Raw genomic sequence first — 18,042 nt, forward strand, 5'->3', positions numbered from 1 at the left:
GCCAAGTTCAAGACTACTAACTGCCATTACTTGGCAGCTGTTTCCTGCATCACACGAATAACCCGCTGCGGAAATGGAATATCAATCCCCGCCGCTTTCAAACGGTCACGCGCCAGTTCATTCAACATGAACATCACATCCCAATAATCCGCCGTCTTGGTCCAGCAACGCAGGGACACGGTGATCGAACTGTCGCCCAAAGTCGAAACCACCGCCACGGCGGCCGGATCGGCCAGTACGCGCGGATCCTTCGCCAGCTCCAGCAGCACTTCACGGGCTTTCTGCAGGTCGGCTTCATAGTCCACACCCACATCAAACACCACCTTGCGGGTCGGCTGGCGGTTGGTGTTGGTGATCAGGCCGTTGGACAGACTGCCGTTAGGGATGATCACGGTCTTGTTGTCGCCGGTGCGCAGCACGGTGTGGAAGATCTGGATGCTGTCGACGGTACCCGAGGTGCCTTGGGCTTCGATCCAGTCACCAATGCGGAACGGGCGGAACAGCAGAATCAGCACGCCGCCGGCAAAGTTCGCCAGGCTGCCTTGCAAGGCCAGGCCGATGGCCAGGGTGGCGGCACCAATCGCGGCTACGAACGAGGTGGTTGCCACGCCGATCATCGAGGCCACGTTGACCACCAGCATGACTTTGAGCGCAATGTTCGCCAGGCTGGTAATGAAGTGTTGCAGGGCCAGGTCGGCATTGCGCATTGCCAGCAAACGTCCCACGCGGTGGGTCAACACGTTGATCAGCCACCAACCGATGGCCAGGGTGACCACCGCCAGCAAAAACCGGCTGCCGTATTCCATGATCATCGGCAGCCACGACTCTGAGGTCTTGATCAGGTGATCCACTTCAGCATTGAAATCCATCTACATTCTCCTGGTTACCGGATGTTCGGCGTATCGAGTGGCCATAAATGCAATTGAGCCCAGGAGGGCTCAATAGTAGGCGCAGGTTGTGGGGCGTGGGACGTCAAAAACGCCCACAGGTTCCCCAATGTGCCATCAGTCGCGGAAGTTATTGAACTGCAGCGGCATGTCGAAGGTCTTGGCGCGCAGGGCCGCGATGGCTTCTTGCAGGTCGTCACGCTTCTTGCCGGTAACGCGTACCTGTTCACCCTGGATCGCGGCCTGGACTTTCAGCTTGGCGTCCTTGATGTGGGCGACGATCTTCTTCGCCAGCTCCTTGTCGATGCCTTCCTTGAGCACGGCTTCCTGCTTCATCAGTTTGCCGGAGGCGTAGGCGTCCTTGACTTCAAGGCACTGCACATCGATCTTGCGCTTGACCAGCGACAGCTTGAGGATCTCGATCATCGCTTCCAGCTGGAAATCGGCTTCAGCGGTCAGGTTGACGGTCAGCTCTTTTTCCTTGAATTCGAAGCTGCCCTTGCCTTTCAAGTCATAGCGGCGATCCAGCTCCTTGACGGCGTTCTCGACGGCGTTGGTGACTTCGTGTTTGTCCAGTTCGGATACCACGTCGAACGAAGGCATGTCATATCTCCAATATAAGGGGCGGGCTCAGTAGAGATGGAGCGCGCCCAAGCTAAAATGCCGGGGCATTATAGCGGTTCTTTCGTCCCGTTCGCTGCGGGCGACCCTACGGAGCAAAAACTGATGTCGACCACCTGGCATATTCTCGGCGCCGGCAGCCTGGGCACCCTTTGGGCCACTCGCCTGGCGCGCGCTGGCGTGCCCGTACGGTTGATCCTGCGCGATGAAGCGCGCTTGGCCAGTTATCAGGCAGCCAAGGGGCTGACCCTGGTGGAACAAGGTGTAGCACACACCTACCCGGTGATCGGCGAAACAGCTGACAGTCCGGGGCCGATTCATCGCCTGCTGGTGGCATGCAAAGCCTACGACGCTCAAGCCGCCGTCGCACAGTTGCAACACCGCCTTGCACTGGACGCCGAACTAATCCTGTTACAGAACGGCCTGGGCAGCCAGGATGCCGTCGCCGCGCAACTGCCCCAGGCCCGCTGCATCTTCGCCTCCAGCACCGAAGGCGCGTTTCGCGACGGCGACTGGCGCGTGGTGTTCGCCGGCCATGGCTACACCTGGCTGGGCGATGCGGGCCACCCTACCCCGCCGCTGTGGCTCGACGACTTGCACGCCGCCGGCATCCCCCACGATTGGAGCACCGACATCCTCACGCGGCTCTGGAGCAAACTGGCGCTCAATTGCGCCATCAACCCGCTGACCGTGCTGTATCAGTGCCGCAATGGCGAGCTACAGGCCCACCAGTGCGAAGTCGCCACCCTGTGCGCCGAACTCGGCGAACTGCTGGAATGCTGCGGCCAGCCCGCCGCCGCGCTGGACCTGCAACACGAGGTGGAACGGGTGATCCAGGCCACCGCCGCGAACTACTCCTCCATGTACCAGGACGTGGCCGCCGGCCGCCGCACCGAAATCAGCTACCTATTGGGCTATGCTTGCCAGGCGGCTGCCCGTCACCAACTGAACCTGCCGCACCTTCAACAGTTGCAAGTGCGCCTGGTCGAGCAGTTGCTTGCACGCGGATTGCCCCGCGACTGAACCACGCGCTACCCTGCCCGCCTGTCTATCACCTGGGAAAACCCTGATGCCGCTGCGCCAGCGTCTTGAAAACCTACCGGTCGGGCAGAAACTGCTGGCCGCCCTGCTGGTGCTATTGACCACCGTACTGCTGGTGGCCAACCTGACCTTTATCAGCGCCGCCTACTGGATTTCCCAGGAAAGCATGGCGCCCCAGGCCTTGCAGGCCATCGGCCGCCTGGTGTCCAACCCGGCGCTCGCCGCCGAGGCCCTCGAATCGCCGGCCAAGGCCGACGCATTGCTCAATGAACTGACCAGCTATTCGCCGCTGCGCGCCGCCGCCCTGTATGACGGCGACGGCAACCGTTTAGCGCAGATGCAACACGGTGACCGCCTGCACCTTCCCGATAACTACCGGCATATCGAGGCCTGGCGTGTCACCGAGTTTCGCAGCAACCAAGTCATCACCCTGCCTCGCGCCGGCCAACCGTCCGGGCATTTGCTGCTGGTGGCCAGCAGCGAGCTGCCAGTGGCGTTCTACACCGGCACGCTGACAGCCAGCCTGGGCATCCTGATTTTCAGCGTACTGTTGTGGCTGGTCATCGCCCGCCAGATCAAACGCCTGATCACCCGGCCGATCCACGAGCTGGAAGAACTGTCGCGCCAGGTCACCCGCGAAGAGAACTACGCCCTGCGTGCCGGTCGCGGTAACCGCGATGAAATCGGCAGCCTGGCCGAAGCCTTCAACACCATGCTGTCGCGCATCGAAGCCCGAGAGCAGCAGCTCAAGCGTGCACGGGACGACTCCCAGGCGGCGTACGACCAGGCCCAAGGCTTGGCCGAGGAGACGCGCCACACCAACCGCAAGCTGGAGCTGGAAGTCCAGGTCCGCAGCAAGATCGAGAAAAAGCTCACCGGTTTCCAGAATTACCTGAACAGCATCATCGACTCGATGCCCTCGGCCTTGATCGCCCTGGATGAACAGCTCTACGTCACCCAATGGAACCAGGAAGCCAGCGCCCTCTCCGGCACGCGCCTGGATGAAGCCCTGAATCAGCCGATCTACCTGGCCTTCCAGCCGCTCAAGCCTTACTTGCCGCAGATCAGGGCGGCGGTCGAGCAACACACGGTGGAGCGCATCGAACGCGTCACCTGGTTCAAGGACGACGAAGCCAAGCACTATGCCCTCACGTTTTACCCGCTGATGGGCGGTGCCGGACGTGGCGTGGTGATCCGCATCGATGACATCACCCAGCGCCTGTCTCTGGAAGAAATGATGGTGCAGTCAGAGAAAATGCTCTCCGTCGGCGGCCTGGCCGCCGGCATGGCCCACGAGATCAACAACCCGCTGGGCGCGATCCTGCATAACGTGCAGAACATCCGCCGCCGCTTGTCCCCCGACTTGCCGAAGAACCTGGAACACGCGGAACAGGTGGGTATCGAGCTGGAGACCGTCAACCGCTACCTGCAAAGCCGCGAAGTGCCGCAGTTGCTCGACGGCATCCAGCAGGCCGGGGCGCGGGCGGCGAAGATCGTCACCCATATGCTCAGTTTCAGTCGCCGCAGCAATCGGCAGATGGCGCCTTGCGACTTGCCAGCATTGATCGACCAGGCGGTGGAGATCGCCGGTAACGATTTCGACCTGGCCATCGGCTTTGACTTCAAGGGCCAGGCGATCATCCGCCAGTTCGATCCCCAATTGGGTCCGGTGCCCGGCACCGCCAACGAACTCGAACAGGTCCTGCTCAACCTGCTGAAAAACGCAGCCCAGGCCATCCACCTGCGTGAAGACGACAGCGAACCGGGGCGCATCATCCTGCGCACCCGCCTCAACCCGCCGTGGGCGGAGATCCAGGTGGAAGACAATGGCATCGGCATGAGCGAAAACGTGCGCAAACGCACCTTCGAGCCGTTCTTCACCACCAAGGAAATCGGCCAGGGCACCGGGCTTGGACTGTCGGTGTCGTATTTCATCATCACCAACAACCACAAAGGTCAGATGGAAGTGCACTCCACCCTCGGTCAGGGCACCTGCTTTACCTTGCGCTTACCCCTGGCCGGCAGCCAGCTGCCGCCTTACGAACTCACCCAACTGGAGCAATGAACATGGGCTTTCGCCTGTCGAAAATCTACACCCGCACCGGCGACAAGGGCGAAACCGGCCTGGGCGACGGCCGCCGCGTGCCCAAGGATCACCCACGGGTGGAGGCCATTGGCGAGGTTGATACGTTGAACAGCCAGTTGGGCTTGTTACTGGCCAGCCTGGAAGAACAGAGTGGCAAACATCCGGAACTGAAGGATGTGATCGAGGTGCTTACGCCTTGCCAGCATCGCTTGTTCGACTTGGGGGGCGAGTTGGCGATGCCGGTGTACAAGGCGTTGAATGCGGCGGAAGTGGACCGGCTGGAAGCGGCGATTGACCGCTGGAATGAAGAAGTGGGACCGCTGGAGAACTTCATCCTGCCCGGAGGCTCGGCGTTGATCGCCCAGGCCCATATGTGCCGCAGCCTGGCGCGCAGTGCGGAGCGGCGGTGTCAGCAGTTGAATGCGATCGAGCCGTTGGAAGGGGTGGGGTTGGCGTACATCAATCGATTGTCGGATTTGCTGTTTGTGGCGGCGCGGGTGATTGCAAGGCGCCAGGGCGTGGCCGAGGTTTTATGGCAGGCTGCCGCTAAACCCCACTGATTATCCAGCGCCTGATCTGACGCCTTCGCAAGCAAGCCCGCTCCCACATTTGACCGCATTCCAACGGTAGAACTCGGTCGAATGTGGGAGGGGGCTTGCCTCCCCGATAAGGCCGGTCAGAACAGCCTCAAATCTCAGGCCAGAACGCGCGAATCCCTGCGACACCTTGGGCCCCGGCCTCCCAAGCCTTCTCCCGCTCGGCGGGTCCAACCCCGCCCAACAGAAACACCGGTTTGCTGAACCCACGGATCAGCTCTGCGGCCTGCTCCCAACCCAACGGCTGCGCATCAGGATGGGTCTGGGTCGGTTGCACCGGCGACAGCGTGACAAAATCCACGTCCATCATTTCTGCCAGAGCCAATTCCTCAGCGTTATGGCAGGAAGCAGCCAGCCAGCGATCCTTCGGCAACGGGCGCCCCTTGCTGGCGTATTTGCGCAATTGCGCCGAGGTCATGTGCCAACCGGCCGCAGGAAAATCCCCCAGCCATTCAAACGGCCCCTTGAGCATCAACTGAGCCTTGCCCGCACACAGGCCCACCGCATCCACCGCAAGGTCGCGGTATTTGGGGTCGTAGCCGTTGGGCGCGCGCAGTTGCACCAGCTTGATGCCGCCAGCAATGGCTTTCTGAATACCCCGCAGTAACGTCGGGGTTTCCAGTTCGCCCGGGGTGATCAGGTACTCGGCAGGTAAACGCGCAGCCGCAACGATCGGTGCATTAGCCGCCGGGAACTCGTAGTTGAGCAGATCCCGGGGCGCCACCCACTCCAGCGGTTGCCCTTCGGCGCCATGGGGCTCACCGGTAAAAGCCGAGACTTCCCAGACATCCAGTAACACCTGCTTGTCCGGGTAGTCATGCTGCACCTTGATCAGCGGTCGCGCCGTGGTGACCTGGATGCCCAGCTCTTCCTGCAATTCGCGGGACAGTGCGCCGGCTACCGATTCATTGGCTTCCACCTTGCCGCCGGGAAACTCCCAGAGGCCGCCCTGATGCTGGGTATCGGCGCGGCGCGCCAGCAGGATTTTGCCGTCGACACCGCGGATCACCGCTGCTGCTACATGCACTCGTTTCACCGCGCTTATCCTCTTAGGTACGGTATTCCGCGTTGATCTTCACGTACTCGTGGGACAGGTCGGTGGTCCAGATGGTTTCGCTGCATTCGCCGCGACCCAACTCGATGCGGATGGTGATTTCTTCCTGCTGCATCACCGCCGAACCCTGGGCTTCGGTGTAGGTTTCAGCACGGGCGCCACGGCTGGCAATGCACACATCGCCCAGGAACACATCGATCTTGCTCACGTCCAGGTCCGGCACACCGGCGCGGCCGACGGCCGCCAGGATACGGCCCCAGTTCGGGTCAGAGGCGAACAGCGCGGTCTTGATCAGTGGCGAGTGAGCCACGGTGTAACCCACGTCCAGGCATTCCTGGTGGTTAGCGCCGCCGTTGACTTCAACCGTCACGAACTTGGTCGCGCCCTCGCCGTCCCGCACGATGGCCTGCGCCACGTCCATGCACACTTCAAACACCGCCTGCTTCAACGCGGCGAACAGCGGGCCGCTGGCCTCGGTGATCTCCGGCAGGTTGGCCTGGCCGGTGGCGATCAGCATGCAGCAGTCGTTGGTCGAAGTGTCGCCATCGATGGTGATGCGGTTGAACGACTTGTTGGCGCCGTCCAGGATCAGGCTGTGCAGCACGTCGCGGGAGACTTTGGCGTCGGTGGCGATGTAGCCGAGCATGGTGGCCATGTTTGGACGGATCATGCCCGCGCCCTTGCTGATGCCGGTCACGGTGACGGTCACGCCGTCGTGCACGAACTGGCGGCTGGCGCCTTTTGGCAGGGTGTCGGTGGTCATGATGCCGGTGGCGGCGGCTGCCCAGTTATCCACAGACAGGTCGTCCAATGCGGCTTGCAGCGCGCCTTCGATTTTTTCGACGGGCAATGGCTCACCGATCACGCCGGTGGAATACGGCAGCACTTGGCTGGCGTCCACGCCGGTCAGTTGGGCCAGCTTGGCGCAGGTACGCGCCGCCGCTACCAGACCTGGCTCGCCGGTGCCAGCGTTGGCATTACCGGTGTTGGTCAGCAGGTAGCGGATGGTACCGGCCACGCGTTGCTTGGCCAGGATCACCGGCGCGGCGCAGAACGCGTTGAGGGTGAACACACCAGCAACGGTCGAGCCTTCGGCGCAACGCATCACGACCACATCCTTGCGCCCCGGGCGCTTGATGCCGGCCGAAGCGATACCGAGTTCAAAACCGGCAACCGGGTGCAACGTGGGCAAAGGACCAAGACCAACAGCCATGAATGCGCTCCTTAAAAATGGGTGATGTCTGTGCCGTCGTGAGCGACGGTGAAATTAATGGCAAAACGCCGCGACGGCAGGAGCCGGTCGCGGCGCAGGGTGTTGCAGCGTCAGGCGGAAATCTTATTCGATCTGGCCGTGGCAGTGTTTGAACTTCTTGCCCGAGCCGCACCAGCACAGCTCGTTGCGACCCAGCTTCTGTTCGTTGCGCACCGGGCTTTGAGCCAGGGCCACATCGATCTCTTCGCCCAATACCTCAGGGGCTTCCAGGCCCGGTGCTTCGTCGTGCTGGAACTGCATGCGCGCAGCCAGTGCCTCGGCTTCCTGACGCAGGCGGGCTTCTTCCTCGATCGGGTCTTCGCGACGCACCTGAACGTGGGAGAGCACACGGATGGAATCGCGCTTGATCGAATCCAGCAGTTCGGAGAACAGCGTGTACGACTCGCGCTTGTACTCCTGCTTCGGGTTCTTCTGGGCGTAACCGCGCAGGTGAATGCCGTGACGCAGGTGGTCCATGGTCGACAGGTGGTCTTTCCACAGGTCGTCCAGCACGCGCAGAACGATTTGCTTCTCGAAGGTGCGCAGTGCTTCGGCACTCGCCTGCTCTTCTTTCTCGTTGTACGCGGCCAGCAATTCGGCCATCAGTTTTTCGCGCAGGGTTTCTTCGTAAAGATGGTCGTCTTCGTCCAACCACTGCTGGACCGGCAAGTCGACACCGAAGTCGCTCTTCAACGCTGCTTCCAGGCCGGCAACATCCCACTGCTCAGGCAGGGATTGTGGCGGGATGTGTGCGCTGACGGTGGCGTTGAGCACGTCCTGGCGGAAATCGGCGATGGTCTCGCCAATGTTGTCGGCGGCCAGCAACGTGTTACGCATGTGATAGATCACTTTACGCTGTTCGTTGTTGACGTCATCGAACTCGAGCAGTTGCTTACGAATATCGAAGTTGCGGCCTTCAACCTTGCGCTGCGCCTTCTCGATGGCGTTGGTCACCATGCGGTGCTCGATCGCTTCACCGGACTGCATGCCCAGGGCCTTCATGAAGTTTTTCACGCGGTCCGAGGCGAAGATGCGCATCAGGCTGTCTTCCAGGGACAGGTAGAAGCGGCTGGAACCGGCGTCACCCTGGCGACCGGCACGGCCACGCAGTTGGTTGTCGATACGGCGCGATTCGTGACGCTCGGAAGCGATCACCTGCAGGCCGCCGGATTCCAGCACGGCCTGGTGGCGCTTCTGCCAGTCGGCCTTGATCTGGGCGATCTGCTCGGGGCTCGGGTTGTCCAGGGCCGCGACTTCCACTTCCCAGTTGCCGCCCAACAGGATGTCGGTACCACGACCCGCCATGTTGGTGGCGATGGTCAGTGCGCCCGGACGACCGGCCTGGGCGATGATCTCGGCTTCTTTTTCGTGGAACTTGGCGTTGAGGACCTTGTGCTCGATGCCTTCCTTGTTGAGCAGGTTGGACACATGCTCGGAAGTCTCGATGGTGGCGGTACCCACCAGGATCGGACGGCCCTTGGCCATGCCGTCCTTGATGTCGTTGATGATCGCCGCGTACTTCTCTTCGGCGGTCAGGAACACCAGGTCGTTGTAGTCCTTACGCGCCAGTGGCTTGTTCGGCGGGATAACCACCACCGACAGACCGTAGATCTGGTGGAATTCGAACGCTTCGGTGTCGGCCGTACCGGTCATGCCGGACAGTTTGTTGTAAAGACGGAAGTAGTTCTGGAAGGTGGTGGACGCCAACGTCTGGCTTTCAGCCTGGATGTTGAGGTGTTCCTTCGCTTCGATGGCCTGGTGCAGGCCTTCGGACAGACGGCGACCCGGCATGGTACGGCCGGTGTGCTCGTCGACCAGCACGACCTGGCCGTCCTGCACGATGTACTCGACGTTGCGATGGAACAGCTTGTGGGCACGCAGGCCGGCATACACATGGGTCAACAGGCCCAGGTTGTGCGCCGAGTACAGGCTTTCACCCTCGGCCAGCTCGCCGATCTGGGTCAGCATTTCTTCGACGAACTGGTGACCGGCTTCGTTGAGTTCGACCTGGCGGGTCTTCTCGTCGATGGTGAAGTGGCCTTCTTTGGTCACCACGCCTTCCACTTCCTCGATGTGCTGCTCCAGGCGCGGGATCAACTTGTTGATCTCGGTATACAGGCGCGAGCTGTCTTCGGCCTGGCCGGAGATGATCAGCGGGGTACGGGCTTCGTCGATGAGGATGGAGTCGACTTCGTCGATCACGGCAAAGTTGAGTTCGCGCTGGAATTTTTCTTCCATGCTGAACGCCATGTTGTCGCGCAGGTAGTCGAAACCGAATTCGTTGTTGGTGCCGTAGGTGATGTCGGCGGCATAGGCAGCGCGCTTCTCTTCCGGCGGCTGGAACGGCGTTACCACGCCGACGGTCAGGCCGAGGAATTCATAGAGCGGGCGCATCCAGTTGGCGTCGCGGCGAGCCAGGTAGTCGTTCACCGTCACCACGTGCACGCCCTTGCCGGACAGTGCGTTGAGGTAAACGCCCAGGGTCGCCACCAGGGTCTTGCCTTCACCGGTGCGCATTTCGGCAATCATGCCTTCATGCAAGGTCATGCCGCCGATCAACTGGACGTCGAAGTGGCGCATGCCCATGACACGCTTACCGGCTTCACGGGCGACCGCAAAGGCTTCGGGAAGCAGTTTGTCGAGGGTTTCACCTTTGGCTATGCGGGCCTTGAACTCTTGGGTCTTGGCGCGCAATTGCTCGTCCGAAAGGGCAACCATCTGCTCTTCGAGGGCATTGACCAGCTGCACCGTCTTGAGCATGCGTTTGACTTCGCGCTCATTCTTGCTTCCAAAAAGTTTCTTTAACAAAGGCGCAAACATATCGGCAGGTTCTTCCACACATAGGGATGGAGGGCGCACCGTGAGTGGCCCGAGCAGCCCTCACGGCCGCATGCGAACGCGCATTCTACCCGGAATCGTGGGTGAGGAAAGTGGCGTTGTTCCCCGATGCTGGCATGGGGCGGTGAGAGGGCTTGTTTAAAATAAGGGCTTTTACCGGAACTTCAACCCATGGAGCGCAGAAGTTACCGATTGATTTCACGAACAAAACCCATGGATGCAGCGCCTGGGGCGTACGGGGGCTTTCTGCTAAGATGGCAGCTCTGTTACTTAAGGTGTCCAATAATGGCATTTCGCCCCTCACCAGCCCGCGCGCCTGCGGTGTTGCTTCGTGATGCCAAGCCGCTGAAAGCCATCTTCGGCCATGCGCAACGCCTGGGCCGCCTGCAACGCCTGCTTGAAAGCCAGCTGCAACCGGCCGCGCGCGAACACTGCCGCGTAGCGTCCTGGCGCGAAGGCAACCTGCTGCTAATTGTCACAGATGGCCATTGGGCGACACGTCTGCGTTATCAGCAAAAACGCCTGCAACGTCAATTGATGGCCTTTGATGAATTCGCCGGCCTGACGCGCATCCAGTTCAAGGTACAACCGCCCACCACCCTGCCTGCCGTGGTGGAGCATACTCACGACCTGTCGACGAATGCCGCCGAAACCATTCAGGCAACAGCCGACGGGATCAGTAACCCCGCCTTGCGCGCTGCACTTGAGCGGCTGGCAGCCCACGCCAGGCCCAAACCCTGAATCTCTATTTGCGCTTGCTGCCGCCTAGCAACGATCCCAACAAACCACGCACCAGTTGCCGTCCCATCTGATTGGCGGCCTGCTGCATCGCCGATTTCAGCGCCTTGCCTGCCGTGGTGCCCAGAAATGCACCGGCCCTGTCGGTGAAACTCGGCTCGTCGTTGGTCGGCCTGGTTTCTTCGGTCGGGCCAAGCGCCTTGCGTGACATCAGCACTTCGTAAGCGGACTCCCGGTCGATCGGCTTGTCATAACGCCCCTGCAGCGGCGAGCTGGCTACCAACGCGGCGCGTTCGGCTTCGCTGAGCGGCCCTATCCGTGATTGCGGCGGTGCCACCAAAACGCGCTGGACGACTTCCGGCGTGCCTTTTTCCTGCAAGGTGCCCACCAAGGCCTCACCTGTGCCCAGTTCCGTCAATACCGACAAGGCATCAAATGCAGGGTTTGGCCGAAACCCATCCGCTACGGCGCGCAGGGATTTCTGTTCCTTGGTGGTGAACGCCCGCAAGCCATGCTGGATGCGCAGGCCGAGTTGGGCCAACACGCTATCCGGCAGGTCGCCTGGCGATTGAGTGACGAAATACACACCGACGCCTTTGGAGCGAATCAGCCGCACCACCTGTTCCAGGCGCTCCTGCAAGGCCTTGGGCGTATCGGTGAACAACAAATGAGCTTCATCAAAAAACAGTGCAAGCAGCGGCTTGTCTGCATCGCCACGCTCGGGCAGTTGCTCGAATAGCTCCGCCAACAGCCACAGCAGGAACGTCGCATACACCTTCGGCGCCTCGTGCACCAGGCGGCTGGCGTCCAGCAGATGGATGCGCCCGCGCCCATCGCTGGTGGGTTGCAGGATGTCTTCCAACTGCAGGGCCGGTTCGCCAAACAAGGCTTCAGCGCCCTGTTGCTCCAGCACCGCCAGGCGCCGCAAGAGGGCCTGGCTGGATCCGGTGGTCATCAGCGCCGCGTCTTCACCCAGTAATTCCGGGTGATAGCGCAAGTGATTAAGCAGTGCCTTGAGGTCCTTGAGGTCCAGCAACAGCAAGCCTTCACGATCCGCCACCTTGAACGCTGCGTAAAGCGCCGACTGTTGGCTGTCAGTGAGCTCCAGGAGACTACCGAGCAACAACGGGCCCATCTCGCTGATGGTGGTGCGCAATGGATGACCGGACTGCCCGTGGATATCCCACAGCGTGACCGGATAAGCCTTGGCCGTGTAGTTCAGGAAAGGCATGCCGGCGATGCGCTCGGCGACCTTGCCTTGCGGGTTCGCTGCGGCGCCCAGGCCGCAAAGGTCCCCTTTGATGTCCGCGGCAAACACCGCCACGCCGGCGTCACTGAAGGCTTCCGCCAGGCGTTGCAATGTAACGGTCTTGCCCGTGCCGGTGGCACCGGCGATCAACCCGTGGCGATTGGCCAACCGCATGGCCTGGGCGATGGGCTGGCCGGAAAGATCGGCACCGATAAGCAGTTGCGAGGAGTCAGGCATTTCGTCACCCATGGTTAATCTTTAGTGTCGCCAGGTCGATACAGGCAGATGTGAGACCCACAAAGTCTAAAAATAGGTCAGATAGTTCCTACTTGGACCACCAGAGCTACTACAAGAAGTATCACACCTTTTTTGACGCTGTCATTTTGCGCATCCCACAAGGACGCGCCTTGGATATTAAGACCTTAGCGGACCCTACAAGCCATGAATAAAAATCTGCGCTTCAGCCACAAAATCCTGCTTGCAGCCTCCCTTATCGTCATCGCGGCTTTCGCGCTGTTTACCCTCTACAACGACTACCTGCAACGCAACGCCATTCGCGACGACCTCAACAACTACCTGCATGAAATGGGCGACGTCACCGCCAGCAACATTCAAACCTGGCTGAGCGGGCGTATTGCGCTGGTGGAAAACGCCGCACAAAACATCGCCATCAACCCCGAGCCGTCTGCGGTTGCCGGCCTGTTGGAACAGAAAACCCTGACGTCCTCATTTATGGCGACCTACGTCGGCGACAGTCAGGGCGCCTTTACCATCCGCCCCGACACCAAGATGCCGGATGGTTTCGACCCGCGTGTGCGGCCCTGGTACAAGGGCGCCCAAAGCAGCAACGGCTCAACCCTGACCGAACCCTATATCGATGCGGCCACCGGCAAATTGATCATCTCCGTGGCTACCCCCAGCACTCGAGGCGCTCAGAGCATCGGCGTAGTGGGTGGCGACCTGAGCCTGCAAACCCTGGTGGATAACATTGGCGCGCTGGACTTCGGCGGCATGGGCTACGCGTTTCTGGTCAGCGCCGATGGCAAGGTACTGGTACACCCGGACAAAAACCTGGTGATGAAAACCCTGGCTGACGTTTATCCAAAAAATACACCGAAGATCAGCCCTGACTTCAGCGAAGTCGAGGCCAACGGCAAGGACAACATCGTGACCTTTACACCGATCAAGGGCCTGCCCTCGGTGAACTGGTACGTCGGTATTTCAGTAGATAAAGACAAATCCTTCGCCATGCTCAGCGAATTCCGCACTTCGGCGGTAATAGCCACGGTTATCGCCGTGGTGATCATCATTGCCCTGCTCGGCATGCTTATCCGCGTATTGATGCAACCGCTGCATGTGATGACCCGCGCCATGCAGGATATTGCCGATGGCGAAGGCGATCTGACCCGTCGCCTGACCATCCAGAATCATGATGAGTTCGGCACACTGGGTAACGCGTTCAACCGCTTCGTGGAGCGTATTCATACGTCGATCCGCGAGGTGTCCTCAGCCACCGAACTTGTGAATGAGGTAGCACTGCGGGTGGTCAGCGCGTCCAACTCGTCGATGGTCAACTCCGACGAGCAGGCCAACCGTACCAACAGTGTCGCCGCCGCCATCAATGAATTGGGCGCAGCCGCCCAGGAAATTGCGCGCAATGCCGCGCAAGCGTCCCATCAGGCCAGCGATGCGCGGCATCTGGCTGAGGACGGCCAGCAAGTGGTCGAGCGCAATATCAAGGCGATGAATCAGCTGTCAGCGATGATCAGCGCTTCCAGCAGCAATATCGAAGCGCTTAACAGCAAGACGGTGAATATTGGCCAGATTCTCGAAGTCATTACCAGTATTTCCCAGCAAACCAACCTGCTGGCGTTAAACGCTGCCATTGAAGCGGCACGTGCCGGGGAAGCGGGCCGTGGGTTTGCGGTGGTTGCCGATGAAGTGCGCAACCTGGCGCATCGCACGCAGGAATCTGCGCAGCAAGTGCAGAAGATGATCGAGGAACTGCAAGTCGGCGCCCGGGATTCGGTCAGTACCATGAGTGATAGTCAGCGCCATAGCCTCGACAGCGTGGACATCGCCAACCTGGCCGGCGAACGCCTGAACAGCGTGACCCAGCGCATCGGCGAGATCGACGGCATGAACCAGTCGGTCGCCACCGCGACTGAGGAACAGACTTCAGTGGTGGAGTCGATCAACATGGACATTACCGAGATCAACACCCTCAATCAGGAAGGGGTGGAAAACTTGCAATCCACGCTGCGAGCATGTGCCGACCTTGAGCAACAAGCGGCACGGTTGAAGCAATTGGTCGGTAGTTTCCGGATTTGATCAGCAGTCCTCAGGCTCGGACCTGGCCTGCTCTTGCTCCCACAACTCGGCGGCACCGGGAAATTCGGTGCCGTCCTCGCTGTCCAGGTCATCCGGGTCATATCGACTCAAACACCCCTCCCCCAACGTAGCGGGGGCTTTTGACGTGGCTTTGTCCAACGGATCACTCATCGCTCAATCCTCAAAGGCGCGCAAACAAAAAGGGCCTGGAACGATTTAACGCCCAGGCCCTTCATTCTTCAATCACAACAGGTCGGTCAGAACACCACTGTCTTGTTGCCGTGCACCAGCACGCGGTCTTCCAGGTGGTAGCGCAGGCCTCGGGCCAGGACCATCTTCTCGACGTCACGACCGAAACGCACCATGTCTTCAATGCTGTCGCTGTGGCTGACACGCACCACGTCCTGCTCGATGATCGGACCGGCGTCCAGCTCCTCGGTGACGTAGTGGCAAGTCGCGCCGATCAACTTCACGCCCCGCAGGGAAGCCTGGTGGTAAGGCTTGGCCCCTACGAACGACGGCAGGAAGCTGTGGTGAATGTTGATCACCTTGCCGGCGTATTCGCGGCACAGTTCCGGCGGCAGGATCTGCATGTAGCGCGCCAGCACCACAACGTCAGCCTCGTGCTGCTTGACCAGGCGGGAAACCTCGGCGAACGCCGGCTCCTTGTCCTGCGGGTTGACCGGCACGTGGTAATACGGAATGCCATGCCACTCGACCATGCTGCGCAGGTCGTCGTGGTTGGAAATCACGCAAGCGATCTCGCAGTCCAGTTCATCACTGTGCCAGCGGTGCAGCAAATCGGCCAGGCAGTGGGATTCGCGGCTGGCCATCAACACCACGCGTTTTTTCTGCTCGGTGTCGGTGATGTGCCAGGTCATCGAAAACTCTTCGGCGATCGGCGCAAACGCTTCGCGGAAGGCATCAAGACCAAAAGGCAGCGAATCGGCACGAATCTCGTGACGCATGAAGAACCAACCGCTGAGATTGTCCGAGTGATGACTCGCCTCGGTGATCCAGCCGTTGTGGGAGGCCAGAAAGTTACTGACTTTGGCAACGATGCCGACCCGGTCCGGGCAAGCAATCACCAGCCGAAAAGTGCGCATTAGGGGAAAACTCCAGAACTTCGCAAAGGCCGCCATTCTAGCGATTGCGCAGGAAAACTGCAGTACTCGTTAACGTTTATTCTGATCATCGCCCCACAGCCTTGTCCCTTAATAGCCTATGGTTTTACCACTCCATATATGAGGCTGTTGCGCCACGCCAGGGCTGCTCCCGCTTTTCAAGCAGATTTATCTTAGGGTCTACGCCCTGGTAATTAACTCGAATGCATAGCATTGCTACAAACATTCAAAGTAATTCACATAAATGCGACCTTAAATGTTTACTTGGGCAAACCGCCTGACTATTATTGGGCCACTATCCCTGTCAATCAGCGCTCTACATAAGGTAGTCCACATGTCTCTGATCAACGAATACCGTGCCACCGAAGAAGCTATCAAAGAGCTGCAAGCCCGTTTGAAGAACCTGTCCCAAGACGACAAACTGCAAACCGAGCTGGAATTCGAAGGTAAATTGCGCGCCCTGATGGGTGAATACTCCAAATCCCTGCGTGACATCATTGCGCTGCTGGATCCAGAGTCGAAAGTTAAGGCTCCACGCGGCGCCGTAAAAACTACCGGTACCAAGCGTGCCCGCAAAGTCAAACAGTACAAAAACCCGCACAACGGCGAAGTGATTGAAACAAAAGGTGGCAACCACAAAACGCTGAAAGAGTGGAAAGCCAAGTGGGGCGGTGACGTAGTTGAAGGTTGGGCTACCCTGCTGGGCTAAGCCTCACCAGGCTTGCGCCTGAGCCGTTACACATAAAAAACGCCAGCTTGCTGGCGTTTTTTATTGTCTGCATAGTCTGCAAAACCGACTACAGATTCATTCTGGTTGCTAGAGAGTCCGCATACTCCTGCCATTGCTCCAGCACCTGGGACTGCAACGGTGTAGCACTTATAGCGAACTCACGCCGAGCCTGTTCAAACGCCTCAAGGGTATTCGGTGCGCCCCATTCCGGGCTCGACAAACGTTGCTGACAGAAAAGTTTCCAGCGCAGTTGCTCCTCGCTGTTCAACGTATCGGGGAAGTTGCGCGCTCGGTAGCGGAACAATAATTCAGGCAAACGCTCGTCATCAAAAGGCCACTGCTGGCGCGCTAATTGCGCAGGCTCAGCCGTTCGGACTTGTTCACATAAACGCCGGTCACGGTCTCCGATAAAACCGTCGTAAAGCTGTTGCTCAGGGTCCGAACTCGGCGTGAAGTCTTCGTGCGCGTAAATGGCCGCCAACTTATCGCGCCAAAGTTCCTGTGCGTCAGTTAGCCGCAGCGCCCGCTCCTGATAAATACTCATGTCCAAGTGCAGACGCTCACGATCTTCTGCGCGCAGCACATTCATGGGCGCCACCACGGGGCAGCGATTGATATGCACCAATTTGAGGGGGACCGGCAGTTCACCGTCGGCCAGATCGTCACGGCGGGTGTAGAGACGCTGGCGCAAGGTATCGGCATCAAGGTCCAGCAGCCCCTGCGGGTCGAGTCCAAGGTCACAGACAATCAATGCATTGCGATTACGCGGGTGCCATGCAAGCGGCAGCACCACCCCCAGGTAATGACGTTCGGCAGAAAAACGCCCGGAAATATGCACCATCGGCTGCAGCAGACGCACCTGGTCCATCACCCGTTGCTTGCTGCGCAGTTGAAACAGCCATTCATACAACTTGGGCTGTTTCTCACGTACCAGCCGAGCCAATGCAATCGTGGCACGCACATCGGATAACGCATCGTGTGCCTGGCCATGGTCGATACCATTGGCTTCGGTCAGCCGCTCCAGCTTGAGCGTGACACGCCCATCCTGCTGCGGCCACTCGATGCCCTCCGGGCGCAGGGCGTAGGCGGTGCGAACCACGTCGATCAAATCCCAGCGACTGTTACCCCCCTGCCATTCTCGTGCGTAGGGGTCGAAAAAATTTCGATAGAGGCTGTAGCGCGTCATCTCGTCATCAAACCGCAGCGTGTTGTAACCGGCGCCGCATGTACCCGGGACGGCCAGTTCAGTGTGCACCCGAGTCATGAAGTCAGCCTCGGCCAAGCCTTTTTCCGCGAGTATTGCGGGCGTGATTCCAGTGATCGCACAGGCGATGGGGTGCGGCAGGATATCGTCGCTGGGCTGGCAATAGAGATTGACCGGCGCGCCGATCTCGTTGAGTTCAAGGTCGGTACGAATTCCGGCTACCTGAAGAGGGCGATCGCTGCGCGGGTTGATGCCGGTGGTTTCATAGTCGTACCAGAAAATGGAGGTCAC

15 protein-coding genes and 1 pseudogene are annotated in these 18,042 nt (G+C 59.9%); 7 read left to right on the plus strand and 9 right to left on the minus strand.

All coding sequences use genetic code 11. The features are described from left to right. Positions 1-26: 26 nt before the first annotated feature. Complete coding sequence (locus tag LUU92_RS23080; RefSeq protein WP_092246869.1) at positions 27-869, minus strand: mechanosensitive ion channel family protein; 843 nt, start codon at positions 867-869, stop codon at positions 27-29. Positions 870-1,004: 135 nt separating this feature from the next. Further along, positions 1,005-1,490: a YajQ family cyclic di-GMP-binding protein gene (locus tag LUU92_RS23085; RefSeq protein ID WP_071489385.1), complete on the minus strand. Its 486-nt coding sequence runs from the start codon at positions 1,488-1,490 to the stop codon at positions 1,005-1,007. Between the two features lie 123 nt (positions 1,491-1,613). Between LUU92_RS23085 and LUU92_RS23090 the strand changes: the two genes are divergently transcribed. The 3 genes from LUU92_RS23090 to LUU92_RS23100 are packed head-to-tail and all read left to right on the plus strand — an operon-like array spanning position 1,614 to position 5,195. Continuing rightward, on the plus strand, positions 1,614-2,531 hold the full coding sequence (locus LUU92_RS23090; protein ID WP_257102693.1) for a putative 2-dehydropantoate 2-reductase: 918 nt from the start codon (positions 1,614-1,616) through the stop codon (positions 2,529-2,531). A 46-nt stretch (positions 2,532-2,577) separates the two neighbouring features. Next, a complete protein-coding gene (locus LUU92_RS23095; protein ID WP_071489383.1) occupies positions 2,578-4,614 on the plus strand; it encodes a sensor histidine kinase in 2,037 nt (678 codons plus the stop codon). A 2-nt stretch (positions 4,615-4,616) separates the two neighbouring features. Then, positions 4,617-5,195, plus strand: coding sequence for a cob(I)yrinic acid a,c-diamide adenosyltransferase (locus tag LUU92_RS23100; RefSeq protein WP_071489382.1), 579 nt, complete (start codon positions 4,617-4,619; stop codon positions 5,193-5,195). 127 nt (positions 5,196-5,322) lie between these two features. Here the strand turns inward: LUU92_RS23100 and LUU92_RS23105 are convergent, their stop codons facing one another. The 3 genes from LUU92_RS23105 to secA all read right to left on the minus strand — a co-directional run bounded on the left by LUU92_RS23105 (position 5,323) and on the right by secA (position 10,357). Next, entirely contained in the window at positions 5,323-6,267 is a 945-nt protein-coding gene (locus LUU92_RS23105) for a Nudix family hydrolase (RefSeq protein ID WP_071489381.1), read from the minus strand. A gap of 13 nt (positions 6,268-6,280) precedes the next feature. After that, positions 6,281-7,498: a bifunctional glutamate N-acetyltransferase/amino-acid acetyltransferase ArgJ gene (gene argJ, locus LUU92_RS23110; protein ID WP_071489380.1), complete on the minus strand. Its 1,218-nt coding sequence runs from the start codon at positions 7,496-7,498 to the stop codon at positions 6,281-6,283. Positions 7,499-7,621: 123 nt separating this feature from the next. Beyond that, positions 7,622-10,357, minus strand: a complete 2,736-nt coding sequence (gene secA / locus LUU92_RS23115) for a preprotein translocase subunit SecA (RefSeq protein ID WP_071489379.1) — start codon at positions 10,355-10,357, stop codon at positions 7,622-7,624. A gap of 303 nt (positions 10,358-10,660) precedes the next feature. Here secA and LUU92_RS23120 point away from each other — a divergent pair, with 303 nt between their 5' ends. Beyond that, complete coding sequence (locus LUU92_RS23120) at positions 10,661-11,116, plus strand: DUF721 domain-containing protein (protein WP_071489378.1); 456 nt, start codon at positions 10,661-10,663, stop codon at positions 11,114-11,116. A gap of 4 nt (positions 11,117-11,120) precedes the next feature. On the opposite strand, the gene LUU92_RS23125 is transcribed toward LUU92_RS23120, so the two are convergent. Next, a complete protein-coding gene (locus tag LUU92_RS23125) occupies positions 11,121-12,599 on the minus strand; it encodes a helicase HerA-like domain-containing protein (RefSeq protein ID WP_071489523.1) in 1,479 nt (492 codons plus the stop codon). Between the two features lie 204 nt (positions 12,600-12,803). Between LUU92_RS23125 and LUU92_RS29305 the strand changes: the two are divergent. Both LUU92_RS29305 and LUU92_RS29310 read left to right on the plus strand, forming a co-directional pair. Further along, a pseudogene (locus tag LUU92_RS29305) lies at positions 12,804-13,835 on the plus strand (HAMP domain-containing protein); the annotation flags it as partial. Between the two features lie 93 nt (positions 13,836-13,928). Then, entirely contained in the window at positions 13,929-14,693 is a 765-nt protein-coding gene (locus LUU92_RS29310) for a methyl-accepting chemotaxis protein (protein ID WP_371322068.1), read from the plus strand. Here LUU92_RS29310 and LUU92_RS23135 read toward each other — a convergent pair whose 3' ends face one another. Together LUU92_RS23135 and purU are read right to left on the minus strand one after the other, a co-directional pair. Beyond that, complete coding sequence (locus LUU92_RS23135; protein ID WP_165447918.1) at positions 14,694-14,864, minus strand: hypothetical protein; 171 nt, start codon at positions 14,862-14,864, stop codon at positions 14,694-14,696. It lies immediately after the preceding gene. Positions 14,865-14,950: 86 nt separating this feature from the next. Further along, positions 14,951-15,799 carry a formyltetrahydrofolate deformylase gene (gene purU, locus LUU92_RS23140; RefSeq protein WP_071489376.1) on the minus strand — a complete coding sequence of 283 codons (849 nt, stop codon included), beginning with the start codon at positions 15,797-15,799 and terminating at the stop codon, positions 14,951-14,953. A gap of 352 nt (positions 15,800-16,151) precedes the next feature. On the opposite strand from purU, the gene mvaT reads away from it, so the two are divergent. Continuing rightward, the gene (gene mvaT / locus LUU92_RS23145; protein WP_016970296.1) at positions 16,152-16,526 is read left to right on the plus strand and encodes a histone-like nucleoid-structuring protein MvaT; all 375 of its coding nucleotides are present in this window, start codon (positions 16,152-16,154) and stop codon (positions 16,524-16,526) included. Between the two features lie 88 nt (positions 16,527-16,614). On the opposite strand, the gene sbcB is transcribed toward mvaT, so the two are convergent. Next, a complete protein-coding gene (gene sbcB / locus LUU92_RS23150; RefSeq protein WP_257102694.1) occupies positions 16,615-18,042 on the minus strand; it encodes an exodeoxyribonuclease I in 1,428 nt (475 codons plus the stop codon).

This window comes from Pseudomonas extremorientalis, from assembly GCF_024584605.1.
Classification (GTDB): domain Bacteria; phylum Pseudomonadota; class Gammaproteobacteria; order Pseudomonadales; family Pseudomonadaceae; genus Aquipseudomonas; species Aquipseudomonas extremorientalis.